At 45.1% G+C, this 22,025-nt stretch carries 34 protein-coding genes and 2 pseudogenes; 35 read left to right on the top strand and 1 reads right to left on the bottom strand.

Features of this window, described 5'->3' with window-relative positions; translation table 11 throughout:
- The first annotated feature begins 20 nt into the window (after positions 1–20).
- From rpsC to DW835_RS09370, 26 genes are all read left to right on the top strand, one after another.
- Positions 21–680 carry a 30S ribosomal protein S3 gene (gene rpsC, locus DW835_RS09245; RefSeq protein WP_118537781.1) on the top strand — a complete coding sequence of 220 codons (660 nt, stop codon included), beginning with the start codon at positions 21–23 and terminating at the stop codon, positions 678–680.
- Positions 680–1,111 (top strand): 50S ribosomal protein L16, encoded by a 432-nt coding sequence (gene rplP, locus DW835_RS09250; protein WP_022154310.1) that lies wholly within the window; start codon positions 680–682, stop codon positions 1,109–1,111. The genes rpsC and rplP overlap by 1 nt, the downstream gene beginning before the upstream one ends.
- Entirely contained in the window at positions 1,108–1,311 is a 204-nt protein-coding gene (gene rpmC / locus DW835_RS09255) for a 50S ribosomal protein L29 (protein WP_022154309.1), read from the top strand. Before rplP ends, rpmC begins: the two co-directional genes overlap by 4 nt.
- Positions 1,312–1,341: 30 nt before the next feature.
- Positions 1,342–1,596: a 30S ribosomal protein S17 gene (gene rpsQ / locus DW835_RS09260; RefSeq protein ID WP_022313401.1), complete on the top strand. Its 255-nt coding sequence runs from the start codon at positions 1,342–1,344 to the stop codon at positions 1,594–1,596.
- Between the two features lie 58 nt (positions 1,597–1,654).
- Complete coding sequence (rplN, locus tag DW835_RS09265) at positions 1,655–2,023, top strand: 50S ribosomal protein L14 (RefSeq protein WP_022154307.1); 369 nt, start codon at positions 1,655–1,657, stop codon at positions 2,021–2,023.
- 12 nt (positions 2,024–2,035) lie between these two features.
- Positions 2,036–2,347 (top strand): 50S ribosomal protein L24, encoded by a 312-nt coding sequence (gene rplX / locus DW835_RS09270; protein ID WP_022154306.1) that lies wholly within the window; start codon positions 2,036–2,038, stop codon positions 2,345–2,347.
- A gap of 23 nt (positions 2,348–2,370) precedes the next feature.
- Entirely contained in the window at positions 2,371–2,910 is a 540-nt protein-coding gene (gene rplE, locus DW835_RS09275) for a 50S ribosomal protein L5 (RefSeq protein ID WP_022313402.1), read from the top strand.
- A gap of 18 nt (positions 2,911–2,928) precedes the next feature.
- Entirely contained in the window at positions 2,929–3,114 is a 186-nt protein-coding gene (locus DW835_RS09280; protein ID WP_022154304.1) for a type Z 30S ribosomal protein S14, read from the top strand.
- Between the two features lie 272 nt (positions 3,115–3,386).
- Positions 3,387–3,788 (top strand): 30S ribosomal protein S8, encoded by a 402-nt coding sequence (rpsH, locus tag DW835_RS09285; protein WP_022154303.1) that lies wholly within the window; start codon positions 3,387–3,389, stop codon positions 3,786–3,788.
- A gap of 205 nt (positions 3,789–3,993) precedes the next feature.
- Positions 3,994–4,536, top strand: coding sequence for a 50S ribosomal protein L6 (gene rplF / locus DW835_RS09290; protein WP_118503467.1), 543 nt, complete (start codon positions 3,994–3,996; stop codon positions 4,534–4,536).
- A gap of 20 nt (positions 4,537–4,556) precedes the next feature.
- The gene (gene rplR, locus DW835_RS09295; protein WP_022154301.1) at positions 4,557–4,925 is read left to right on the top strand and encodes a 50S ribosomal protein L18; all 369 of its coding nucleotides are present in this window, start codon (positions 4,557–4,559) and stop codon (positions 4,923–4,925) included.
- 21 nt (positions 4,926–4,946) lie between these two features.
- Positions 4,947–5,456 (top strand): 30S ribosomal protein S5, encoded by a 510-nt coding sequence (gene rpsE, locus DW835_RS09300; RefSeq protein ID WP_022154300.1) that lies wholly within the window; start codon positions 4,947–4,949, stop codon positions 5,454–5,456.
- A gap of 48 nt (positions 5,457–5,504) precedes the next feature.
- Positions 5,505–5,690: a 50S ribosomal protein L30 gene (rpmD, locus tag DW835_RS09305; protein ID WP_022154299.1), complete on the top strand. Its 186-nt coding sequence runs from the start codon at positions 5,505–5,507 to the stop codon at positions 5,688–5,690.
- Positions 5,691–5,711: 21 nt separating this feature from the next.
- Positions 5,712–6,152: a 50S ribosomal protein L15 gene (gene rplO / locus DW835_RS09310; RefSeq protein WP_022154298.1), complete on the top strand. Its 441-nt coding sequence runs from the start codon at positions 5,712–5,714 to the stop codon at positions 6,150–6,152.
- Positions 6,152–7,465: a preprotein translocase subunit SecY gene (secY, locus tag DW835_RS09315; RefSeq protein ID WP_117465475.1), complete on the top strand. Its 1,314-nt coding sequence runs from the start codon at positions 6,152–6,154 to the stop codon at positions 7,463–7,465. The genes rplO and secY overlap by 1 nt, the downstream gene beginning before the upstream one ends.
- A gap of 175 nt (positions 7,466–7,640) precedes the next feature.
- Positions 7,641–8,282, top strand: a complete 642-nt coding sequence (locus tag DW835_RS09320) for an adenylate kinase (protein WP_022312016.1) — start codon at positions 7,641–7,643, stop codon at positions 8,280–8,282.
- A 57-nt stretch (positions 8,283–8,339) separates the two neighbouring features.
- On the top strand, positions 8,340–9,092 hold the full coding sequence (map, locus tag DW835_RS09325; protein WP_022312015.1) for a type I methionyl aminopeptidase: 753 nt from the start codon (positions 8,340–8,342) through the stop codon (positions 9,090–9,092).
- Positions 9,093–9,137: 45 nt separating this feature from the next.
- Complete coding sequence (locus DW835_RS09330) at positions 9,138–9,410, top strand: hypothetical protein (RefSeq protein ID WP_022312014.1); 273 nt, start codon at positions 9,138–9,140, stop codon at positions 9,408–9,410.
- A gap of 48 nt (positions 9,411–9,458) precedes the next feature.
- A complete protein-coding gene (gene infA / locus DW835_RS09335) occupies positions 9,459–9,677 on the top strand; it encodes a translation initiation factor IF-1 (RefSeq protein ID WP_022154292.1) in 219 nt (72 codons plus the stop codon).
- A 24-nt stretch (positions 9,678–9,701) separates the two neighbouring features.
- On the top strand, positions 9,702–11,012 hold the full coding sequence (locus DW835_RS09340) for a hypothetical protein (protein ID WP_118731015.1): 1,311 nt from the start codon (positions 9,702–9,704) through the stop codon (positions 11,010–11,012).
- Positions 11,013–11,079: 67 nt separating this feature from the next.
- Positions 11,080–11,193, top strand: a complete 114-nt coding sequence (rpmJ, locus tag DW835_RS09345; RefSeq protein ID WP_031271335.1) for a 50S ribosomal protein L36 — start codon at positions 11,080–11,082, stop codon at positions 11,191–11,193.
- Between the two features lie 321 nt (positions 11,194–11,514).
- Positions 11,515–11,886, top strand: coding sequence for a 30S ribosomal protein S13 (gene rpsM / locus DW835_RS09350; RefSeq protein ID WP_022154290.1), 372 nt, complete (start codon positions 11,515–11,517; stop codon positions 11,884–11,886).
- A 76-nt stretch (positions 11,887–11,962) separates the two neighbouring features.
- Positions 11,963–12,358, top strand: a complete 396-nt coding sequence (gene rpsK, locus DW835_RS09355; protein ID WP_022154289.1) for a 30S ribosomal protein S11 — start codon at positions 11,963–11,965, stop codon at positions 12,356–12,358.
- 131 nt (positions 12,359–12,489) lie between these two features.
- Positions 12,490–13,083 carry a 30S ribosomal protein S4 gene (gene rpsD / locus DW835_RS09360; protein WP_022154288.1) on the top strand — a complete coding sequence of 198 codons (594 nt, stop codon included), beginning with the start codon at positions 12,490–12,492 and terminating at the stop codon, positions 13,081–13,083.
- Positions 13,084–13,187: 104 nt separating this feature from the next.
- A complete protein-coding gene (locus DW835_RS09365) occupies positions 13,188–14,147 on the top strand; it encodes a DNA-directed RNA polymerase subunit alpha (RefSeq protein WP_022154287.1) in 960 nt (319 codons plus the stop codon).
- A 153-nt stretch (positions 14,148–14,300) separates the two neighbouring features.
- Positions 14,301–14,906 (top strand): L17 family ribosomal protein, encoded by a 606-nt coding sequence (locus DW835_RS09370; protein WP_022154286.1) that lies wholly within the window; start codon positions 14,301–14,303, stop codon positions 14,904–14,906.
- Between the two features lie 148 nt (positions 14,907–15,054).
- Here the strand turns inward: DW835_RS09370 and DW835_RS09375 are convergent, their stop codons facing one another.
- Positions 15,055–16,002 carry a M15 family metallopeptidase gene (locus tag DW835_RS09375; RefSeq protein WP_243037113.1) on the bottom strand — a complete coding sequence of 316 codons (948 nt, stop codon included), beginning with the start codon at positions 16,000–16,002 and terminating at the stop codon, positions 15,055–15,057.
- Between the two features lie 226 nt (positions 16,003–16,228).
- Here DW835_RS09375 and DW835_RS09380 point away from each other — a divergent pair, with 226 nt between their 5' ends.
- The 9 genes and pseudogenes from DW835_RS09380 to DW835_RS09420 form a co-directional block, all read left to right on the top strand.
- Positions 16,229–17,092 (top strand): energy-coupling factor transporter ATPase, encoded by an 864-nt coding sequence (locus DW835_RS09380; protein ID WP_117465478.1) that lies wholly within the window; start codon positions 16,229–16,231, stop codon positions 17,090–17,092.
- Positions 17,093–17,139: 47 nt separating this feature from the next.
- Positions 17,140–18,000 carry an energy-coupling factor transporter ATPase gene (locus tag DW835_RS09385; RefSeq protein ID WP_118731056.1) on the top strand — a complete coding sequence of 287 codons (861 nt, stop codon included), beginning with the start codon at positions 17,140–17,142 and terminating at the stop codon, positions 17,998–18,000.
- A 97-nt stretch (positions 18,001–18,097) separates the two neighbouring features.
- Complete coding sequence (locus DW835_RS09390; RefSeq protein ID WP_118731016.1) at positions 18,098–18,907, top strand: energy-coupling factor transporter transmembrane component T; 810 nt, start codon at positions 18,098–18,100, stop codon at positions 18,905–18,907.
- Positions 18,908–19,029: 122 nt separating this feature from the next.
- Entirely contained in the window at positions 19,030–19,809 is a 780-nt protein-coding gene (gene truA / locus DW835_RS09395) for a tRNA pseudouridine(38-40) synthase TruA (protein ID WP_243037114.1), read from the top strand.
- A 373-nt stretch (positions 19,810–20,182) separates the two neighbouring features.
- On the top strand, positions 20,183–20,611 hold the full coding sequence (gene rplM / locus DW835_RS09400) for a 50S ribosomal protein L13 (RefSeq protein ID WP_022154280.1): 429 nt from the start codon (positions 20,183–20,185) through the stop codon (positions 20,609–20,611).
- A gap of 25 nt (positions 20,612–20,636) precedes the next feature.
- Entirely contained in the window at positions 20,637–21,032 is a 396-nt protein-coding gene (rpsI, locus tag DW835_RS09405; RefSeq protein WP_022154279.1) for a 30S ribosomal protein S9, read from the top strand.
- Between the two features lie 466 nt (positions 21,033–21,498).
- Positions 21,499–21,633 (top strand): annotated as a pseudogene (locus tag DW835_RS09410) (ParA family protein); the annotation flags it as partial.
- Positions 21,623–21,844: pseudogene (locus tag DW835_RS09415) on the top strand (helix-turn-helix transcriptional regulator); the annotation flags it as partial. The pseudogenes DW835_RS09410 and DW835_RS09415, both read left to right, overlap by 11 nt.
- The coding region (locus tag DW835_RS09420; protein ID WP_118731058.1) for a TnpV protein at positions 21,804–22,025 on the top strand (222 nt) is incomplete at its 3' end. The pseudogene DW835_RS09415 and the gene DW835_RS09420, both read left to right, overlap by 41 nt.

Genomic DNA, 22,025 nt, shown 5'->3' on the forward strand with positions numbered 1-22,025 from the left:
AAAGGAGCTATTAAAAGTTTATGGGACAGAAAGTTAATCCTCACGGCCTGAGAGTCGGTGTTATTAAAGATTGGGATTCCAAGTGGTACGCTGATGCAGAGTTTTCCGATTATCTGGTAGAAGACTACAACATCAGAAAGTTCCTGAAGAAGAAATTATACAGTGCAGGTGTTTCCAAGATCGAGATCGAAAGAGCATCTGACAGAGTAAAGGTTATCATCTATACTGCTAAGCCCGGTGTTGTAATCGGTAAGGGCGGCGCTGAGATCGAAGTAACCAAGAAAGAGCTCGCCAAATTAACCGATAAGAAGGTTATGGTTGACATTAAAGAGATCAAGAGACCTGACAGAGATGCACAGCTGGTAGCTGAGAACATCGCTCAGCAGCTGGAGAACCGTGTATCCTTCAGACGTGCAATGAAGTCCTGCATGGGCAGAACCATGAAGTCCGGTGCTATGGGTATCAAGACCTGCTGTTCTGGTCGTCTGGGCGGTGCTGATATCGCTCGTGCTGAGTTCTACAGCGAGGGAACCATTCCTCTGCAGACACTGAGAGCAGATATCGATTATGGTTTTGCTGAAGCAAACACCACCTATGGTAAAGTTGGAGTTAAAGTTTGGATTTATAAAGGCGAGATACTTCCTACAAAAGGAAATCAGATGGAAGGGAGCGATAAATAATGTTAATGCCGAAGAGAGTAAAACGTCGTAAACAGTTCCGTGGATCCATGGCCGGAAAAGCTTCCAGAGGTAACACCCTGGCGTATGGCGAATTTGGTCTGGTTGCTACAGAACCCTGCTGGATCAAGTCTAATCAGATTGAGGCAGCCCGTATTGCGCTTACCCGTTATACCAAGCGTACCGGTAAAGTATGGATTAAGATTTTCCCCGATAAGCCCGTAACTGTAAAGCCTCTCGGTACTCGTATGGGTTCCGGTAAAGGCGCTGTAGATTGCTGGGTAGCAGTTGTTAAGCCCGGACGTGTAATGTTCGAGATCGCTGGTGTTCCCGAAGAGGACGCTCGTGAAGCATTACGTCTTGCTATGCACAAGCTCCCTTGTAAGTGTAAGATCATTGCTAAGGCAGATGTGGAAGGCGGTGTGACAGAATGAAATCAAATAAATTTGTAGAAGAATTGAAGACAAAGTCCGATGCAGAACTGGCACAGGAGCTGGTAGCTGCTAAAAAAGAACTTTTCAATTTGAGATTCCAGAACGCAACCAATCAGTTAGATAATACTGCAAGAATCAAAGAAGTTAGAAGAAACATTGCACGTATTCAGACTGTTATCACCGAGAAGGCTAGAGCGTAACGCGTGGGTGCGTAGAAAGGAGATCAAACCGTGGAAAGAAATTTGAGAAAAACACGTACTGGTAAGGTTATCAGTAATAAGATGGATAAAACTATTGTAGTTGCAATCGAAGAGCATGTTAAGCATCCCCTTTACAAAAAGATCGTAAAGGACACCTACAAGCTGAAGGCGCATGACGAGAATAACGAGTGCAACATTGGCGATATCGTAAAAGTTATGGAGACAAGACCCCTGTCCAAGGACAAGAGATGGAGACTTGTTGAGATCGTAGAAAGAGCTAAATAAATTAGCACGCGAATATTAAGTTTGTAAGAAACCGCGGAAGCGGTGAAGGAGGAATAACATGGTTCAGCAGGAAAGTAGACTGAAAGTTGCTGATAACACCGGCGCAAAAGAGTTACTTTGCATTCGTGTTATGGGCGGTTCTACCAGAAGATATGCACAGATCGGCGACGTGATTGTTGCTTCCGTTAAAGATGCAACACCAGGTGGCGTTGTAAAAAAAGGTGATGTAGTAAAGGCAGTTGTAGTTCGTTCCGTAAAGGGCGCTCGTCGTAAAGACGGTTCTTACATCAAGTTTGATGAGAACGCTGCAGTTATCATCAAAGATGACAAGACTCCCAGAGGAACCCGTATCTTTGGGCCGGTTGCAAGAGAGCTTCGTGAGAAACAGTTCATGAAAATTGTTTCCCTGGCTCCCGAAGTATTATAAGGAGGTTGCCACATGTCTACAATGAAAATTAAGAAGGGCGACACCGTTAAGGTTATCGCTGGTAAAGACTTAGGTACAGAGGGCAAGGTTCTCTCTGTAGATGTAAAGAATCATAAAGTCCTGGTTGAGGGCGTTAACAAGATCACAAAGCATGCAAAGCCTTCTCAGGCAAACCCCAATGGCGGTATTGTTGAGAAAGAAGCTCCTATTGATATTTCAAACGTTATGCTTGTTGTAAAAGGCAAGACCACAAGAGTTGGCTTCAAGGTTGAAGACGGCAAGAAAGTACGTTTCGCAAAGTCAACAGGCGAAGTGATTGACTAATCAATAGGAAGGAGGAAATATAAGTGAGCAGACTGAAAGATTTATATAACAATGAGATCGTCGATGCTATGACCAAGAAGTTCGGTTACGCTAATGTAATGGAAGTTCCCAAGCTCGACAAGATCGTTATCAACATGGGTGTTGGTGAAGCAAAAGAAAACGCTAAGATCCTTGAGAATGCAGTTGCTGATATGGAAGCTATCACCGGACAGAAGGCAGTTCTGACCAAGGCTAAGAATTCCGTAGCAAACTTCAAGATCCGTGAGGGCATGCCCATCGGATGTAAGACCACTCTGCGTGGTGAGAAGATGTATGAGTTCCTGGATCGTCTGGTTAACCTCGCTCTTCCTCGTGTCCGTGACTTCAGAGGCGTTAACCCTAACGCATTCGACGGCAGAGGTAACTATGCACTCGGTATCAAAGAGCAGTTCATCTTCCCTGAGATCGAGTACGATAAGATTGACAAGACCAGAGGTATGGATATCATTTTCGTAACAACTGCTAAGACCGACGAAGAGGCACGTGAGCTGCTGAGACTGTTCAACATGCCTTTCGCAAAGTAATCAAGGAGGTAAATTCTGATGGCAAAGACATCAATGAAGATTAAACAGCAGCGCAAACCTAAGTTCTCTACTCAGGCTTATACCCGCTGCAAGATTTGTGGTCGTCCCCACTCTGTACTGAGAAAATACGGAATTTGCCGTGTTTGCTTCCGTGAACTGGCATACAAGGGCGAGATCCCCGGAGTTAAGAAGGCATCTTGGTAAAGACGAAAAGAAATTCTAAGGCGTCGAAAGACGCCGCCTAAGAATTTCTATGTTTCGTCTCTAAGAGAATTTTGCATGGCAAAATTCTCCGGGATGAAAAGTAATTCCTTCGGAATTCTCCGAGACGAAAAGAAATTCTAAGGCGTCGAAAGGCGTCGAGTAAGAATTTCTAAAAGTTTTGGTTATAAGAATTATCTTATAATATAGATGGTATATACAAAGTGTATGTACTTAGCATGATTCAAGTCAAATAATAAGGAGGAAACTAAATCATGACAATGAGCGATCCTATCGCAGATATGCTTACAAGAATCCGTAATGCAAATACTGCAAAACACGACACCGTAGACGTACCTTCTTCCAAGATGAAGCTGGCTATCGCACAGATTCTGCTGGACGAGGGATATATTAAGAAGTACGACATCGTTGAAGACGGTGGTTTCAAGACCATCCACATCACTCTGAAGTACGGCGCAGACAAGAACGAGAAGATCATCTCCGGCATCAAGAGAATCTCTAAGCCCGGCTTACGTGTATACGCTGGCAAGGAAGATCTGCCTAAGGTTCTTGGCGGTCTGGGTATTGCTATTATCTCTACCAACCAGGGTGTTATCACCGACAAGAAGGCTCGTGAGCTTCAGGTTGGCGGCGAAGTATTAGCATTCGTTTGGTAAGGATGAAAAGATTTTCTAAGTCAGCAAAGTACGCTGACTAACAAAATCTATGTTTCATCCCTAAGAGAATTCCTGCGGAATTCTCCGGAAACGAAAAGAAATTCTAAGTTTCGTCTCTAAGAGAATTTTCCGCAAGCGTAAAATTCTCCGTGGGATGAAAAGATTTTAGCAACTGTTGTAAGTTAGTAAATTAGGAGGTACGGGCATGTCCAGAATAGGTAGAATGCCAATCGCAATTCCTGCAGGTGTTACTGTAGAAGTTGCAGAAAATAACAAAGTGACTGTGAAAGGTCCCAAGGGTACTCTGGTAAGAGTATTACCCTCTGAGATGGAAATTAAAGTGGAAGGTGCAGAAGTTCTCGTAAGCAGACCCAACGATCTGAAGAAGATGAAGTCTCTTCACGGCCTGACAAGAACTCTGATCCACAACATGGTAGTAGGTGTTACCGAAGGTTTCGAGAAGAAGCTGGAAGTAAATGGTGTTGGTTACAGAGCTGCTAAGTCCGGCAAGAAGCTGACCCTGAACCTTGGTTACTCTCATCCCGTAGAGATGATCGATCCCGAAGGCATTGAAGCTGTAGTTGAAGGCCAGAACGTGATCATCGTTAAGGGTATCGACAAAGAAAAAGTTGGCCAGTACGCTGCTGAGATCCGCGACAAGAGAAGACCTGAGCCTTATAAGGGCAAGGGTATCAAGTATGCCGATGAGACCATCAGACGTAAAGTTGGTAAGACTGGTAAGAAATAATAGATAAGGAGAGTATGAAGATGGTTAGTAAAGAGTCCAGACAGTTAGTACGTGCAAAAAAGCACATGAAAATTCGTAACCGCTTCAGCGGCACTGCTGAAAGACCTCGTCTTGCAGTGTTCAGAAGCAATAATCATATGTATGCTCAAATTATCGACGATACAGTTGGTAACACTTTAGTATCTGCATCCACTCTTGAGAAAGAGATCAAGGCAGAGCTGGAGAAGACCAATAACGTTGATGCAGCAGCATATCTTGGAACTGTTATCGCAAAGAGAGCAATCGAAAAAGGTATCAAAGAAGTTGTTTTCGACCGTGGCGGTTTCATTTATCAGGGTAAAGTAGCAGCTTTAGCCGATGCAGCCAGAGAAGCTGGCCTGGAATTCTAGGAAAGGAAAGAGGAATACACCATGAAACACACAATCATAGATGCAAGCCAGTTAGAGTTAAATGATAAAGTTGTTACCATCAAGCGTGTAACCAAGACCGTTAAGGGTGGTCGTAACATGAGATTCACCGCACTGGTAGTTGTTGGTGACGGCAACGGCCATGTAGGCGCTGGTCTGGGAAAGGCTGTAGAAATTCCCGAAGCTATTCGTAAGGGTAAGGAAGACGCTGTTAAGCACATCGTAGAGATCAATCTGGATGAGAACAATTCCATCACCCATGATTTCATCGGTAAGTACGGTTCTGCTAACGTTTTACTGAAGAAGGCTCCCGACGGTACCGGTATCATCGCTGGTGGTCCCGCTCGTGTCGTTTGTGAGCTTGCAGGTATCAAGAATATCCGTACCAAGTCTCTTGGCTCCAACAATAAGCAGAACGTTGTTCTTGCAACAATCTCCGGTTTAAGCCAGATCAAGGCTCCCGAAGAAGTAGCAAAGAATCGTGGAAAGTCTGTTGAGGAAGTTCTGGCGTAAGCCGGATCTTCCCGTTAAGTTGACAGGGCCAACAGAAAGGAGTAGAGTATGGCAGACAAGAAGTTAAAGATCACTCTGGTAAAGTCCACCATCGGCGCTGTGCCGAAGAATAAAGCAATCGTGGAGTCTATGGGACTGCGTAAGATCGGTAAGTCCGTAGTACTGCCTGATAATGATGCAACAAGAGGACAGATCCGTCAGGTGAATCATTTGATCAAGGTAGAAGAAGCATAATCAGATAAGGAGGTGTTAGGAATGGAATTATCCAATTTAAGACCTGCAGAAGGTTCCAAACACAGTGATAATTTTAGAAGAGGCCGTGGACACGGTTCAGGAAATGGCAAGACCGCAGGTAAGGGTCATAAGGGACAGAAGGCTCGTTCCGGAGCTCCCAGACCTGGTTTCGAAGGTGGTCAGATGCCTTTATACAGACGTATTCCTAAGAGAGGTTTCACTAACAGAAACACTAAGGAAATCGTTGCTATCAATGTAAGTGCTCTGGAGTGCTTTGACAACGGTGCTACCGTTGATGTAAACGCATTGGTTGAAGCAGGAATCATTAAGAACCCCAGAGATGGAGTTAAGATCCTTGGAAACGGAGAACTTACCAAAAAGCTTGATGTAAAGGTAGATGCTTTCAGCGCATCCGCAAAAGAAAAGATCGAGGCTCTTGGTGGAACTGCTGAGGTGATGTAATGCTTACAACACTGAAAAACGCATTTAAAATCAAAGAAATCAGACAGAAGATTCTTTTTACACTGGGAATGTTAGTTGTGATCCGTATCGGATCACAGCTTCCCGTACCCGGGGTGGACACGAAGTTCTTTTCTCAATGGTTTGCCCAGCAGACAGGCGGTGCGTTCAGTTTCTTTGATGCCATTACGGGCGGTTCTTTCCTGAACATGTCTATTCTGGCATTGAACATCAACCCTTATATTACATCTTCCATTATCATGCAGCTGCTTACAATTGCTATTCCAAAGCTGGAAGAAATGCAGCGTGACGGTGAAGACGGCCGTAAAAAAATGGTTGCCATCACCAGATACGTTACCGTAGCGCTTGCACTGATCCAGTCCACAGCAATGGCAATCGGTTTTGGCAGACAGGGCTACTTGATCGAGTTCAACGCTCTGAATGTAATTACCACGATCACAGCACTTACCGCTGGTAGTGCTTTCCTGATGTGGGTGGGTGAACGAATCACAGAAAAAGGTATCGGAAATGGTATTTCCATCGTACTGGTGATCAACATCATTTCCCGACTGCCTCAAGACCTGAGCAACCTGTTTGAGCAGTTCGTATTCGGAAAAGCTCCGGCAACCGCAATCCTTGCAGTAGTTATCATCTTCGCAATTATTATTGCCATGGTGGTACTGGTTATCATCTTAAATGATGGTGTGCGCAAGATTCCGGTACAGTATGCCAAGAAAATGCAGGGCAGAAAGATGGTCGGCGGACAGACTTCCAATATTCCGTTGAAAGTAAATACTTCCGGCGTTATTCCCATCATTTTTGCACAGTCCATTATGCAGTTCCCCATTATTATCTGTTCCTTTATCGGATATAACGGAACCGGCGTATGGGCAGAGATCCTGAAAGGTCTGAATTCCGGTTACTGGTGCAAACCCAGTCAGCCGATTTATTCCCTGGGACTTTTGCTGTACATTGTATTGATTGTATTTTTTGCATACTTCTATACATCCATTACATTTAATCCTTTGATGATTGCCGATAACATGAAGAAGCAGGGTGGTTTCATCCCCGGTATCAGACCTGGTAAGCCTACCAGTGATTATCTGAACAAGATTCTGAATTATATCGTATTCATCGGTGCGATTGGCCTGATCATTGTATCTGTGATCCCGTATTTCTTTAATGGTGTGTTCGGCGCAAGTGTATCCTTCGGCGGTACCAGCCTGATTATTATCGTAAGCGTAGTACTGGAGACCATGAAGCAGGTAGAATCTCAGATGCTCGTTCGCAACTACAAGGGATTCCTGGAAGATTAGTAGCATAACAGTAACCGGATGGTTTGTAATCATCCGGTTATTTTTGCATTATTGTATTATAGGAAAATGTATTGCAAAAAAGCCGCATAAAAGTTAAAATGTAAATGTTGGACTGTATTTGTAGCTTATCTATAGAAAGAGCAGAGCCTGTAGCAACAGGCAGATAGGAGCAAAGATGAAAATTATCATGTTAGGCGCACCCGGCGCAGGTAAAGGTACCCAGGCAAAGATGATCGCTGAAAAGTACGGAATCCCTCATGTATCCACAGGCGATATTTTCCGTGCAAATATCAAGAACGGAACCGAACTTGGTATGGAAGCAAAGAAATACATGGATCAGGGACAGCTGGTTCCCGATGAACTGACTGTTAAGATCCTCTTAGACAGAGTAGCACAGGATGATTGCAAGAACGGTTATGTACTGGATGGATTCCCCAGAACCATTCCTCAGGCAGAAGTACTGGACAAGGCACTGACTGAGCTGGGAGATGCCATTGATTTTGCAATCGATGTAAATGTTCCCGATGAGAATATCGTGAAGAGAATGTCCGGCAGACGTGCATGCCTGTCCTGCGGCGCAACCTATCACATTGAGCATATTCCTCCCAAGAAGGAAGGCATCTGTGACAAGTGCGGACAGGAACTGGTACTGCGTGACGATGATAAGCCTGAGACCGTACTGAACCGTCTGAAAGTTTATCATGACCAGACCCAGCCCCTGATCGAATTCTATACCAAGAAAAATGTATTAAAGACCGTAGACGGCACCAAGGATATGAAGGAAGTATTCGCAGATATCGTAGCAATTCTTGGCTAGGAAAAGTCCGGATCACTGATCAGCAGCAGTAAGGTCCGGAACAGAAAGGTGAATAAAATGGCAGTAACTATCAAATCACAGCGTGAAATTGAGTTGATGAGAGAATCTTGTAAGATTCTGGCGGATGTATTCAGCGAGATGGAGAAGGCAGTACACCCCGGGGTATCCACTCTGGATATCAATAACCTGGGAGAAAAACTGATCCGTGCCCATGGCTGCATTCCCAACTTCTTAAATTACAACGGATATCCGGCATCTATCTGTGTATCCGTGAATGATGAAGTCGTACATGGTATACCTCACAAGGATCATATTCTTCACGAAGGTGATATTGTAAGTCTGGATGCAGGACTGATTTATAAAGGATACCATTCCGATATGGCACGTACTTTCCCGGTAGGGCAGGTAAGTGAGGAGGCAAGACTTCTGATGGAGAGGACCAAAGGAAGCTTTTTTGCAGGAATAGAGATGGCAAAGGCAGGCAATCATCTGTATGATATCTCCAATGCCATTGATGCCTATATCAGGCCTTTTGGCTACGGAATCGTAAGAGATCTGGTAGGTCACGGCATTGGTACCAGCTTACATGAGGATCCCCAGATTCCCAACTTCGCACAGCATAGACGTGGACTGAAGCTTCAGGCCGGTATGACGCTGGCAATCGAGCCCATGATCAATATCGGAAGACCGGATGTGGCATGGCTGGACGATGATTGGACTGTAGTTACCGAGGATGGATCCCTGTCTGCACATTATGAGAATACCATCCTGATCACAGACGGTGAGCCGGAGATCCTGACCATGTATTAAGGAACGGATAACGGTAGACCCGGAGAAGAAAGGTAAGATTTTGATATGTTAGGAGAATTTGCAACTTCAAAGGCCGGACACGATAAGGACAGACTGTACATGATCGTCGGTGAAGAGGAAGAATGGGTCTATCTGTGCGACGGAAGGCTGCGCGGTGTGGAACATCCGAAGAAGAAAAAGAAAAAACATATCCAGATCATACATTCTTCGGCAGAGGATGCGTTGATACAAAGCATGCAACAGAACCTTCCGGGGGAGAAAGACGAGATCAACAGACGAATCTGTAAGACCCTGGAAGCGTATCTGTGTAATAAGTAATATAAAGCAGTAAAAGTAGTAAAGAGTAGAAAGCTATGGAGGAAATTTATGTCTAAAAGTGATGTAATCGAAATCGAAGGAACCGTTGTGGAGAAGCTTCCCAATACCATGTTCCGTGTAGAACTGGAAAATGGACACAGAGTACTGGCTACCATCAGTGGTAAGCTTCGTCAGAACTTCATCCGTATCCTTCCCGGAGATAAGGTAACACTGGAACTGTCTCCCTACGATCTGAGCAAGGGACGTATCATCTGGAGAGATAAGTAAATACCATCTGGAGAGAAAATAGCTATGGCTAAAAAAATACGTAACTTTGCTGCCATTCTGGCGGTCAGTGCGGTAGTGGGAACGATACTGTTAGTACTGGTATTCTTGCTTCCGGTAGGACCTATGAGAAAGAATGTGGAGAAAAGTGTCGGGGATATGCTGAAGACCGGAGACGAGATACCGGAAGATGCATTTTCGCAGTACCTGTGGAAAAACAGAGAGACCTACACCGATGCTATTATGGTGCAGAATGCCATAGAGAGATTGCCGGACAAAAATGCCTACGAACACGCTATGTGGATGTACCACTATGATCTGGAAGAGGATGTATGGACACCGGAGGATTCTCTCAAATCCTTCTGTGAATCCCATGAGAACGTCAATAACATGTATCTCCACATTTATGCGAGATACTGGCACGGCTATCTTTTATATTTAAAGCCGCTGTTACTGTTATTTTCCTGGCAGCACGTGGTATGGCTGGAGCTGGCGGTGCAGATCGCGCTTATGATCTGGGTGCTGGTTACGGCAATCCAAAAGCAAAATGCAGGTGTCGCAGTCGTGACTCTGGGAAGTTTCCTGTTTATGAAGCCGGTGCTGGTTCTTGTATCACTGACCATGTCAGTGTGCTGGATTTTGACGCTTCTGGCGGTGGAATACATGCTGTTACATCATGACAGACTGCACGAAAAAGGACAATATCCGGAATTCTTCCTGATCGTGGGAATTCTGACGTCTTATTTTGATTTTCTGACGTATCCCATCGTTACTTTGGGAATTCCTCTGTGCTGTTACTTCTTATTAGAAAGTGATCGCCTGTGGAATAATATCAAAAGACTGACCGGCTTCAGTGTAAGCTGGGCAATCGGTTATGCCGGAATGTGGGCAGCAAAATGGGTCATTGCAGATCTGACATTACATACCGGTACGATCAAGGATGCTATCTGGTCCATTATCGGCCGTACCGAAGCTATTGGCGGCAGACCCCGGATGAACGGGGGGGTCTATGTCATCGGACTGAATCTTCAGGAATATCCGGCCTATATTGGAATTGCTGCAGGAGTGCTGGCAGCGATAGCGATAGGAATGCTTGTGGTGATAATCGTCACGGGCAAATGGAAGGAAATATTTGCACAGCTGGTTCCCGTAGTACTCATAGCTGCAATTCCCTTCGTCTGGATCATTGCAGTACAACATCATTCAGCATTGCATGCGAGATTTACCTTCCGAATTTTAAGTGTTGCAGCGGCTGCGGCTATCACTTTTATCGTTTTGAATGTAAAGCAGGCAAAAAAACAACAAAAAAGTCAAAAAATATTAAAAAAAGTGCAATAATACGCTTGCAAAGGAAAGACCGTCATGCTATAATGTAAGACGGTCTTTTTTGAAAGGAGGGTTTAACATGAAAGTTAGATCATCAGTAAAACCGATTTGCGAAAAGTGCAAAATCATCAAGAGAAAAGGACGCATCAGAGTAATCTGTGAGAATCCGAAGCACAAACAGAGACAGGGATAATCACCGCTTGATCGTCATTTGATCAGGTATGTGAGTTCTTGTCCAGTTATTATGTGCGGCTGAATTGATAATCATCAATTTTCATAATAGATTTGGATAGAGCTTACGGGAGATTACTTGTTGATACCACGGTGAAAAGAATTAGACGCCTTCGTCGTGGAAAGATCGGATCGTGTCCGATTGGGTGAGAGCCCCAATCAATTAGTAACTATTGGGCGTACAATTAACAGACCAAAACGTACGCACACACAACGAAAGTTGTGAGCGCAGAAATGTTGCGCAAAGCGTAAGAGATTACGCAGGAAAATGGAGGAAACGTAAATGGCTCGTATCGCAGGTGTAGACTTACCTAGAGAAAAACGAATTGAGATCGGTTTGACCTATATCTATGGAATAGGCAGACCTACTGCTGACAAGCTGTTAGCAGAAGCAGGTGTAAATCCTGATACCAGAGTGAGAGATATTACCGATGATGAGGTAAAGAAGATCAGTGAAGCTATCGAAAAGCTTGGCGTTATGGTAGAAGGTGATCTGAGAAGAGAAATCGCTCTGAATATCAAGAGACTTCAGGAAATCGGCTGCTATCGTGGTATTCGTCATCGTAAAGGACTTCCTGTTCGTGGTCAGAAGACTAAGACCAACGCAAGAACTCGTAAGGGACCTAAGCGCACGGTGGCAAACAAGAAGAAGTAATTAAGATCGTAATGTAACTGTGAGAGGGAAGCAAATGTAAGCATCCCCAGGAAATGAGAAAGTAGGTTAGTTTAAAATGGCTAAAAAAGTTGCAAAGAAAGTAACAAAAAAGCGTGTAAGAAAAAACGTTGAACGCGGACAGGCACATATTCAGTCTTCTTTTAACAACACAATCGTAACGTTAACTGATGCTGAAGGTAATGCTCTTAGCTGGGCAAGTGCCGGTGGTCTTGGTTTTAGAGGTTCAAAGAAATCTACTCCATATGCTGCACAGATGGCTGCTGAAACAGCAACAAAGGCTGCTCTTGTTCACGGATTAAAGTCCGTTGACGTATTTGTAAAGGGTCCTGGTTCAGGACGCGAAGCAGCAATCAGAGCTCTGTCTGCAAGTGGACTGGATGTCTTAAGCATTTGTGATGTAACTCCTGTACCTCACAATGGATGCCGTCCTCCTAAGCGTCGTCGCGTTTAGTGAGAGTTCGTCATCAGACGGAACAGTGAATGAAGTAACATTAGAACAAGTTGGATGAAAGTGCCGCAATGCGGCACTGTAAACAACCCTCGGAAGTCACTTCCGAAGTATAAAGAAGGGAAAATAAAAAAATGGCAGTAAATCGCGTACCTGTACTGAAAAGATGTAGAGCCCTTGGCCTTGAGCCTTCTTACCTGGGCTATGACAAGAAGTCTAACAGAACCTCTGCAAGAGCAGGCAAAAAGGTATCTGAGTACGGACTTCAGTTAAGAGAGAAGCAGAAGGCTAAGTTCATCTATGGCGTTCTGGAGAAGCCTTTCCGTAACTACTATGAGAAGGCTGATAGAATGAAGGGCATGACCGGTGAGAACCTGATGACCCTGTTAGAGAGCAGACTGGACAACGTAGTGTTCAGAATGGGCTTTGCAAGAACCAGAAGAGAAGCAAGACAGATCGTTGACCACAAGCATGTACTTGTAAACGGTAAGTGTGTAAACATTCCTTCTTACCTGATCAAGGCTGGCGATGTTATCGAGATCAAGGAGAGCGCTAAATCCATGCAGAGATACAAGGATATCCTTGATGTTACTGCTGGAAGATTAGTACCCGAATGGATCGATGCTGATGTTGAGAACTTTAAGGGAACCATCAAGAATCTGCCTACCAGAGAGATGATCGATGTTCCTGTTGACGAGATGCTTATCGTCGAGTTGTACTCCAAGTAAGTTTTATGTAACCCCAATGAACATTTCCTGTGGAATATTATTCCATGGGATATTGTTCGTAAGAACATGTCAACATATAAAGTTCGCAAAGGAGGGTATTGGCAGTGTTTGATTTTGAAAGACCTAATATTGAGGTTAGCGAGATTTCAGAAGACAAAAAGTATGGTAAATTCGTAGTAAAACCCCTGGAAAGAGGCTATGGTATTACTCTGGGTAACTCCCTGAGAAGAATCATGCTGTCTTCCCTGCCCGGTGCTGCAGTTAGCCAGATCAAAATTGAAGGTGTTCTTCATGAGTTCAGTTCTATTCCCGGCGTAAAGGAAGATGTATCTGAGATCATCATGAACATCAAGAGCCTTGCGATCAAGAACAACAGCGAGACCAATGAGGCTAAGACTGCATATATCGAGTTTGAAGGCGAAGGTGTTGTAAGAGCTTCTGATATCCAGTGTGATCAGGATATTGAAATTCTGAACCCCGACCTTGTAATCGCAACTCTGAGCGGTAAAGATACCAAGCTTTACATGGAGTTAACTATTACAAGAGGCCGCGGTTACGTAAGTGCCGACAAGAACAAACACGAAGATTTACCAATTGGCGTAATTGCCATTGATTCTATCTATACACCTGTAGAGAGAGTTAACGTTACGGTAGAAAATACCCGTGTAGGTCAGAGTACTGATTTCGACAAGCTTACATTGGATGTATACACCAACGGAACCCTGGCTCCTGATGAGGCAGTCAGCCTGGCAGCTAAGGTGCTCAGCGAGCATCTGAACCTGTTCATCGACCTGTCCGAAAATGCTAAGACCGCTGAGGTTATGGTAGAGAAGGAAGACGACGAGAAGGAAAAGGTTCTGGAGATGAGTATTGACGAGCTGGAGCTTTCCGTTCGTTCTTACAACTGCTTGAAGAGAGCAGGTATCAATACTGTAGAAGAGTTAACCAATAAGACTTCAGAAGATATGATGAAGGTTCGTAACCTCGGACGTAAATCTTTGGAAGAAGTTCTGGCTAAACTGAAAGAGCTGGGATTACAGCTGAACCCCAGCGATGAGAACTAATTTCAGCTGAACATAAAAAGTAAGATTTCCGTATCCGGTAAGCCCAAAGTGTTCGGATGCGGTTTATCTCTAAATGGCAAAAAATAACGCATTCGGTAAGTAAGTCCAAAGTGCATGGCCGGATGTACCATGAATGGAGAAAGGAAAATTATCATGGCAAAGTACAGAAAACTCGGCAGAACATCTGCACAGAGAAAGGCATTATTAAGAAATCAGGTAACTGCAGTGATCAACAACGGCAAGATCGTTACCACCGAAGCTAAGGCTAAGGAAGTACAGAAGATCGTTGATGGACTGATCGCTCTTGCAGTAAAAGAGAAGGATAACTTCGAAACTGTTAAAGTTACCACCAAGGTTGCCCGCAAGGACAAGGACGGCAAGCGTGTAAAGCAGATCGTTGACAAGGAGACCGGTAAGGTCCTGGCTGAATCCCATCGCGATAAGGATGGCAAGCTGGTTAAGATCGAGAACGGTGTTACCGTTACTGTATACGACGAAGTTGAGAAGGAGATCAAGAAGGATCTGCCTACCAGATCTCATGCACGTCGTCAGATGCTGAAGGTTCTGAACCCTGTAGTTGAGGTTCCCGCTGATGCAGCAGGCAAGAAAAAGAACACCAAGGAAGTTGACCTGGTTGCAAAGCTCTTCGATGAGTATGCTCCCAAGTATGCTACCCGTAAGGGTGGTTACACCAGAATCGTTAAGATCGGTCAGCGTAAGGGTGACGCAGCTATGACTGTTGTTCTGGAATTAGTTTAATCCATAACTTATAAGCAGACATAAAAATAGCGCTTTCGGAAATGAGTTGGTTTATTTCCGGAGGCGCTTTTTGTGTATTCGAAGTATACAAATCGAGTAGGAGACAGTCTACTCGATTATTACAGGAAAATGATTGCTGACAAGCGGCTTACTCCACCACCTTCTGGAAGTGCTGGTAATCCTTGCAGGAGTTCCAGTGACCTCCCCAGGTGAAGCCATGCTCTTTAAATAACTGATAGCACAGATCGTTTTCGTCAATTTTGTAGGGGAAGGAAGCAGTTCTGTCTGCATAGGCGGAAGCGTTTGCAGGAGATACCCTTTCGCTGCCATCCTTATTGTATGTAATATAAGGATTGTAAAAGGGATTGATGTCTATCGCTAATCCCAGGGCATGCTTTGACAGGGATGAGGTCCCTTCTACCGGACGATAATTGAAACAGGAGGTATTATTATCCTCCATGGAGGCGGTGTCGTCTCCGTTGTACTCATCGATCAATAAGACTTTTTCCAGTTGATATTCATTACAATACAGTTCATAAAAGATCTCCGTCAGGTCCTGCGCGATCGCCTTGTTACAGATCAATTCCCCTTCTGCAGGATTTCCTTCAAAATCATAATGCCTTATATGTACATAGCGCAGATCGTCATAGCCGATTTCGACAGATTTCAACAGTGTTTCCGAAGAACTATCAGAGTTATCCACAGTAACTGGATAAGAAACACCCGTTATGTATCTCTGCAATTTTTCGGATAACGGTTCATAATAAAAGCCTTCCGACAGGGTGATCCGCTGGTCCGACATGAGCTCTCCATTCAGGAAAACACCGGTAAGGACGGTAGTTTCCGCCATGGAAGATTCTTCCTGCAGGATTTCTGTCGAATCTGTGGAAGAACTGTCGATGGCAGGTGCCGGGCTAGGAGAGGGAGAAAGAGATGGCTCCGCTGTCTGGTAGGCCAGTGTGGGATTGTCCGACGCATAATCTCCCAAAGTGTAAGAGTTATGTTGGGAGACCCGTAGCAGACCACCGGCCACCACCGTGATGAGAGCAAGGATTCCCACCATTTTCCATATTTTATTGCGATCAATCGGATTCATAAAAATTTTCCTCGTTTCTGTTTCTAATATATTCTGATACATAATGATACTAGCATAACTATAATGGTTTTTGGAAAAGCATACAAGAGATTTTGAAAAAGTCAGGTCAGTTCCCTGTTAAGTGTTGTAAATCTGTGCATAATCTAGTAAAATAGGAGCGATATCTTGCAAAAGCAGAAGATAACAGATTCTCCGGCACTAAGCGAATATGGAATGGAGATTATTTATGAAGATCATTAAAGCAGATAATGTGGTATATGAATATATTCGTCGGGATGAAGAGGGAAATGTGGAAGGGATCACCAAAGCAGTGAATGATGTTTCTCTTGATATAGAGCAGGGACAGTTCATAGCCATCCTCGGACATAACGGTTCTGGCAAGTCTACTCTGGCAAAGCATATGAACGCCATCTTAAATCCGACAGAGGGAACGCTCTGGGTCGATGGCATGGACACGAAGGATGAGGACAACATCTGGAAGGTCCGTCAGACAGCCGGCATGGTGTTTCAGAATCCGGATAACCAGATCATAGGACAGGTAGTGGAAGAAGATGTGGGATTTGGTCCGGAGAACATGGGGATCCCCACGGAGGAGATCTGGCAGCGTGTGGAAGAGAGTTTACGTGCGGTAGGTATGTACGAATATCGAAAGTATTCCCCGAATAAGCTGTCCGGTGGGCAGAAGCAGAGAGTGTCTATTGCCGGAGTACTGGCCATGCATCCCAAATGCATTGTATTGGATGAGCCGACTGCCATGCTGGATCCCAGTGGACGTAAGGAAGTCATCCGTGCAGTCCGTGGATTGAATCAGGTGGAAGGCGTTACGCTGATCCTGATCACCCATTATATGGAAGAAATCATTCATGCGGACAAGGTATTTGTCATGGATGAAGGGAAAATTGCCATGCAGGGTACCCCCCGGGAAATCTTTTCACAGGTGGAGCAGCTGAAAAAGCTACGGCTGGATGTGCCGCAGGTAACGCTGCTATCGTATGAATTGCAGAAACGCGGAATTCCGCTGCCGGATGGCATATTGACAAGAGAAGAGCTGGTCAGTGCACTGGGCTATGGAAAAACCGACAGGAAATAGTGGCGGGGATGGCAGCGAATGAAAGTACCCGGGAAAGGATCGAAAAAATGTCTATCATATTAGATCATGTGAATTATGTATACGGTGCAGATACACCGCTGGCAGTTCATGCCCTGAACGATGTCTGCCTGAAGATACCGGATGGACAGTTCATCGGTATCATTGGGCATACCGGTTCCGGTAAGTCCACGCTGATGCAGCATATGAACGGATTGATCCGTGCTACCGACGGACATATCTATTTTAACGGAGAAGACATCTACGACAAGGATTATGATATGAAAAAGCTCCGCAGCAAGGTAGGGCTGGTGTTCCAGTATCCGGAGCATCAGCTGTTTGAGATTGATGTATTCAGCGATGTTTGTTTCGGACCGAAGAATCTGGGACTGGATAAAAAGGAAGTGGAACTTCGTGCATACGATGCTCTGAAAAAAGTAGGACTGCCGGATGAGCTTTTCTATCAATCACCCTTTGAACTGTCCGGTGGACAGAAGCGTCGTGTGGCGATCGCCGGAGTGCTGGCAATGAAGCCGGAAGTGCTGATCCTGGATGAGCCCACTGCCGGGCTGGATCCCAAGGGAAGAGACGAGATTTTACAGCAGATCAAAAAGCTGCAGACAGAGACAGGACTTACCATTCTGTTGGTATCCCACAGCATGGAGGATGTCGCAGAATACGTAGACCGCATTATTGTGATGAACAAGGGAAGCGTCATGTATGACGATACTCCGAGAGAAGTGTTCAAACATTACAGAGAATTGGAAGAAGTAGGACTGGCAGCACCGCAGGTCACCTACATCATGCATGAGCTGAAAGCACGGGGAGCGGATGTGGATGTAGATGCCACAACGATCGAAGAGGCTGCGGAAGAAATTGCAAGAGTCTGGAAACAGAACAATCAGAAGTAATGATTTGAACTGCAATGCTCAAATTGCAGCATGAGCAGAGAGAAGATACGAGTTCTGACCCGACAGGAGCCGGGCAGAAACTCTGGTGAGGAGCAATATGCTTAGAGATATTACATTAGGACAATATTATCAGACAGAATCCGTGATACACAGGATGGATCCCAGAGTCAAGCTGGGAGGTACTCTCCTGTTTATCATATCACTGTTCTTTTTTAAAAATTACGCGGGATACGTGATCGCAGCCCTGTTTCTGGGGATGGTGATCCGGCTGTCAAAGGTACCGTTCAGGTTCATGGTAAAAGGAATGAAGACTATCGTCATGCTGATGATGATCACGGTGGTATTCAATCTGTTTCTGACACAGGGAACACCGTTAGTGACGATCTGGAAGCTGACCATTACGCAGGAAGGACTGAAAATGGCCATTTCCATGGCTGTCCGGCTGACACTGCTGATTATCGGATCCTCCGTGATGACACTGACCACAACACCGAACAACCTGACGGATGGTATGGAGAAAATGATGGGACCCTTAAAAGTATTCAAGGTGCCCGTACATGAGGTGGCCATGATGATGTCCATTGCACTTCGTTTTATACCTATATTATTAGAAGAAACGGATAAGATCATGAAAGCGCAGATCGCAAGAGGTGCGGATTTCGAGAGCGGCAATCTATTCAAACGCGCCAAGGCAATGGTGCCCCTTTTAGTACCGCTGTTTATCTCTGCATTCCGCAGAGCCAACGACCTTGCCATGGCAATGGAGGCCAGATGCTATCGCGGCGGAGAGGGCAGGACGAAGATGAAGCCGCTGATCTATCATAAGAGAGATTACATTGCTTACGGCTGTATTGTCGCATATATGGTGATCAGCATTGTGGTAGGAAGGTTACCTTTTTTACCGTAAATTTTTACTGCAAAACAATAATGCCCATAACAGATAGTATATCGTCAAATACAGGAAAGAATGCCGGGGAACCTAAGACAGGTGGCAGGAGAGAAAGCGGGTGAAATGCAGTGGAAGCGGAAATGACAATGGAACAGCTGTCAAAGCAGCCGGAAAAAGAGAAAAAGCGTGTCCGCCTGACCGTGGCCTACGACGGAACGAATTACCATGGTTGGCAGATCCAGAATAACGGGATTACCATCGAAAGCGAATTGAACCGGTGTCTGACCGATCTGCTGCGAGAGCCTGTTGAGGTCATCGGTGCCAGCCGGACAGATTCCGGGGTGCATGCACTGGGGAATATCGCTGTGTTTGACACGACCAGCCGGATGCCTGCGGAGAAAATCTCCTACGCATTGAACCAGAGACTTCCCGAGGATATCCGTATCCAGAAGTCCGAACAGGTGGAAAATGACTGGCATCCCCGGAAATGCGACAGCCGCAAGACTTATGAGTACCGGATCTACCGGGCAGAATTTCCCATGCCGGTGAAACGGCTGTATTCGCTGTTCACCTATCATGAACTGGATGTGAGCCGGATGCAGGAAGCTGCGGCTTATCTGGAGGGAGAACATGATTTCAAAAGCTTCTGCCAGACCGGTGCCCAGGTAGAATCCACCGTGCGTACCATCTATTCCGTGGAAGTGGAAGAGCAGGGAGAAAATGATCTGGTGATCCGTGTGTGTGGTAATGGCTTCTTATATAATATGGTGAGGATCATTGCCGGAACCCTGTTAGATATCGGACAGGGTAAGCGGGACCCCATGGATATTTTCACGATCCTCGAGGCAAAAGACCGCAGTGCAGCGGGACCTACCGCACCGGCCCATGGACTGACGCTGATGAAATACGAGTTCCTGTGACCGTCATCCGCAATGCCGGGTTATTGTGTTTTCCGTCACTGCGTCACTAACTTAGCTCATATATAGGCATCTGGTTCATAGAATGTCAAAAAAAGCGCTTTGGGTGCAGTATCTAATCGTTGATGCGGTCGTTCTATGGCTGAACTGTAAAAAGTTTTAAAATTATCTTGACACTAATTGATTGGTGCCATATAATATATGACTGTGACAGTGTTTCAATATGCTGAGTCAAAGCCCCGACGAAGCATTGAGATAAAGTATTCAACCGTTTTGGGAAGAAGTAAAATGTAGCCGGACATCTGCAGATTACTATCAGACCAGGACACTGAAAAAGTCGATCAGGAATCGGCGAAAGTAATATGGAGGGAACATAATGAAAACATTTATGGCTAGTCCAGCTACAATCGATAGAAAATGGTATGTAGTAGACGCTACTGACATGACCTTAGGCCGTCTGGCATCTGAGGTTGCTAAAGTGCTGAGAGGCAAGAATAAGCCTATCTTCACTCCCCACATCGACTGCGGTGACAACGTTATCGTTATCAATGCTGAGAAGATCAAAGTAACCGGTAAGAAGATGGACCAGAAGGTATATTATCATCATTCCGATTACGTTGGTGGCTTAAAAGAAGCTACTCTGAGAGAAAAATTAGAAAAGAAGCCTGAGCAGGTAATCGAGCTTGCAGTTAAGGGCATGCTTCCCAAGGGACCTTTAGGAAGACAGATGTTCACCAAACTTCACGTATATGCAGGACCTGAGCACAAGCATGAAGCTCAGAAGCCTGAAGTACTGACATTCTAAAGGACTGAGAGGAGGAAAATAAATCATGGCTAAAACAGAAAGATACTACGGAACCGGTAGAAGAAAGAAATCCATCGCCAGAGTATATTTAGTACCCGGTAATGGTAATATTACAATCAATAAGAGAAGCATTGATGAGTACTTCGGTCTGGAGACTCTGAAGGTTATCGTTCGTCAGCCTCTGGCAGCTACTGAGACTGCTGAGAAGTTCGACGTTCTGGTTAACGTTCGCGGTGGCGGATACACCGGCCAGGCTGGTGCGATCAGACACGGTATTTCCAGAGCTCTGCTTCAGGTAGACGGTGATTTCAGACCCGTTCTGAAGAAGGCTGGATTCCTTACCAGAGACCCTCGTATGAAGGAAAGAAAGAAATACGGTCTCAAAGCAGCTCGTCGTGCTCCGCAGTTCAGTAAACGATAATCGACTGCTCAGACTATATCAAAATGGTTCAAAAACCCCGGAAAATCAAGGCTTTCCGGGGTTTTCTTATACCTAAACGGGTGACAAAAGTTTGACCTCATTTGACCAAACGAGAGCTTTTTCACCCAATTTTTAGTGGTTAAATATAGGACAACTGGCAAAAATGGGGTCAAAAAACGGCCTTAGTGGTTAAAAAATAGGACAACCAGAGAGCAATTCCGGGGGTATTTTTGAGGGTGATTTTGGCACTCTCAGACACTGGATTTTTCGCTGGAGGGTTTGGCATAATCTGACCAAATATGAACAATTAAATACGATTCTAATGCAGGCACTCAGTAACAAATAGCTGGGTGCTTTTTTGTTTCAGAGATTCCGGCATTAGAAAGGGCCGTCACTTTATGATTTTGAAGTGGCGGCTTTTTCTATTTCCAGAAACAACAGCAACAATCAGAAATGAGGTGAAGTCATGAACACACAAATCATCGCCATCGCCAACCAGAAAGGCGGCGTTGGCAAAACAACAACCTGTGCGAACTTGGGAATAGGTCTGGCACAGGCCGGAAAGAAAGTGCTTCTGATCGACGGGGACCCGCAAGGAAGCTTTAAGGCTTGCCGCCGGTATGACAACAAATATGATTGCCAACATGAGCAAAGAGGGAAAGCACATCAGTATGGACACATTAGCCCATATCTGCGAAACGCTGAATTGTGAGATTACTGATGTAATTGAGTTAGTACCAGACGAGCCTGCTTCCACAGGAGGTAAGGAACATGAGCGAATTAAAACCAAGAATAACGGAAAACGGAATTGATTATATCCTTGTCGGAGATTACTACATCCCAGATTTGAAACTGCCGGAAGAACACCGCCCCATCGGAAAGTATGGACGGATGCACCGGGAATATTTGAGAGAAGTCCACCCAGCCAGATTGAACACATTGATACTGACCGGAGAATTGTGGACATATCTTGCAGACCTGAACGAACAGGCA

Source organism: Clostridium sp. AM34-9AC (assembly GCF_003480225.1).
Classification (GTDB): Bacteria; Bacillota; Clostridia; order Lachnospirales; family Lachnospiraceae; genus Acetatifactor; species Acetatifactor acetigignens.

Coding starts and splice junctions, on each gene's coding strand:
- DW835_RS09280 (WP_022154304.1), top strand. CDS start 2,929: ATGGCAAAGACATCAATGAAGATTAAACAGCAGCGCAAACCTAAGTTC.
- DW835_RS09390 (WP_118731016.1), top strand. CDS start 18,098: ATGCTTAGAGATATTACATTAGGACAATATTATCAGACAGAATCCGTG.
- truA (WP_243037114.1), top strand. CDS start 19,030: ATGACAATGGAACAGCTGTCAAAGCAGCCGGAAAAAGAGAAAAAGCGT.
- rpmJ (WP_031271335.1), top strand. CDS start 11,080: ATGAAAGTTAGATCATCAGTAAAACCGATTTGCGAAAAGTGCAAAATC.
- infA (WP_022154292.1), top strand. CDS start 9,459: ATGTCTAAAAGTGATGTAATCGAAATCGAAGGAACCGTTGTGGAGAAG.
- DW835_RS09370 (WP_022154286.1), top strand. CDS start 14,301: ATGGCAAAGTACAGAAAACTCGGCAGAACATCTGCACAGAGAAAGGCA.
- rplF (WP_118503467.1), top strand. CDS start 3,994: ATGTCCAGAATAGGTAGAATGCCAATCGCAATTCCTGCAGGTGTTACT.
- rpsK (WP_022154289.1), top strand. CDS start 11,963: ATGGCTAAAAAAGTTGCAAAGAAAGTAACAAAAAAGCGTGTAAGAAAA.
- rplR (WP_022154301.1), top strand. CDS start 4,557: ATGGTTAGTAAAGAGTCCAGACAGTTAGTACGTGCAAAAAAGCACATG.
- rpsD (WP_022154288.1), top strand. CDS start 12,490: ATGGCAGTAAATCGCGTACCTGTACTGAAAAGATGTAGAGCCCTTGGC.
- DW835_RS09385 (WP_118731056.1), top strand. CDS start 17,140: ATGTCTATCATATTAGATCATGTGAATTATGTATACGGTGCAGATACA.
- DW835_RS09330 (WP_022312014.1), top strand. CDS start 9,138: ATGTTAGGAGAATTTGCAACTTCAAAGGCCGGACACGATAAGGACAGA.
- DW835_RS09320 (WP_022312016.1), top strand. CDS start 7,641: ATGAAAATTATCATGTTAGGCGCACCCGGCGCAGGTAAAGGTACCCAG.
- DW835_RS09340 (WP_118731015.1), top strand. CDS start 9,702: ATGGCTAAAAAAATACGTAACTTTGCTGCCATTCTGGCGGTCAGTGCG.
- rplN (WP_022154307.1), top strand. CDS start 1,655: ATGGTTCAGCAGGAAAGTAGACTGAAAGTTGCTGATAACACCGGCGCA.
- DW835_RS09380 (WP_117465478.1), top strand. CDS start 16,229: ATGAAGATCATTAAAGCAGATAATGTGGTATATGAATATATTCGTCGG.
- rplO (WP_022154298.1), top strand. CDS start 5,712: ATGGAATTATCCAATTTAAGACCTGCAGAAGGTTCCAAACACAGTGAT.
- rpsH (WP_022154303.1), top strand. CDS start 3,387: ATGACAATGAGCGATCCTATCGCAGATATGCTTACAAGAATCCGTAAT.
- rplM (WP_022154280.1), top strand. CDS start 20,183: ATGAAAACATTTATGGCTAGTCCAGCTACAATCGATAGAAAATGGTAT.
- rpsM (WP_022154290.1), top strand. CDS start 11,515: ATGGCTCGTATCGCAGGTGTAGACTTACCTAGAGAAAAACGAATTGAG.
- rplX (WP_022154306.1), top strand. CDS start 2,036: ATGTCTACAATGAAAATTAAGAAGGGCGACACCGTTAAGGTTATCGCT.
- map (WP_022312015.1), top strand. CDS start 8,340: ATGGCAGTAACTATCAAATCACAGCGTGAAATTGAGTTGATGAGAGAA.
- rpsC (WP_118537781.1), top strand. CDS start 21: ATGGGACAGAAAGTTAATCCTCACGGCCTGAGAGTCGGTGTTATTAAA.
- rpmC (WP_022154309.1), top strand. CDS start 1,108: ATGAAATCAAATAAATTTGTAGAAGAATTGAAGACAAAGTCCGATGCA.
- rpmD (WP_022154299.1), top strand. CDS start 5,505: ATGGCAGACAAGAAGTTAAAGATCACTCTGGTAAAGTCCACCATCGGC.
- rplP (WP_022154310.1), top strand. CDS start 680: ATGTTAATGCCGAAGAGAGTAAAACGTCGTAAACAGTTCCGTGGATCC.
- rpsE (WP_022154300.1), top strand. CDS start 4,947: ATGAAACACACAATCATAGATGCAAGCCAGTTAGAGTTAAATGATAAA.
- DW835_RS09375 (WP_243037113.1), bottom strand. CDS start 16,002: ATGAATCCGATTGATCGCAATAAAATATGGAAAATGGTGGGAATCCTT.
- rpsI (WP_022154279.1), top strand. CDS start 20,637: ATGGCTAAAACAGAAAGATACTACGGAACCGGTAGAAGAAAGAAATCC.
- secY (WP_117465475.1), top strand. CDS start 6,152: ATGCTTACAACACTGAAAAACGCATTTAAAATCAAAGAAATCAGACAG.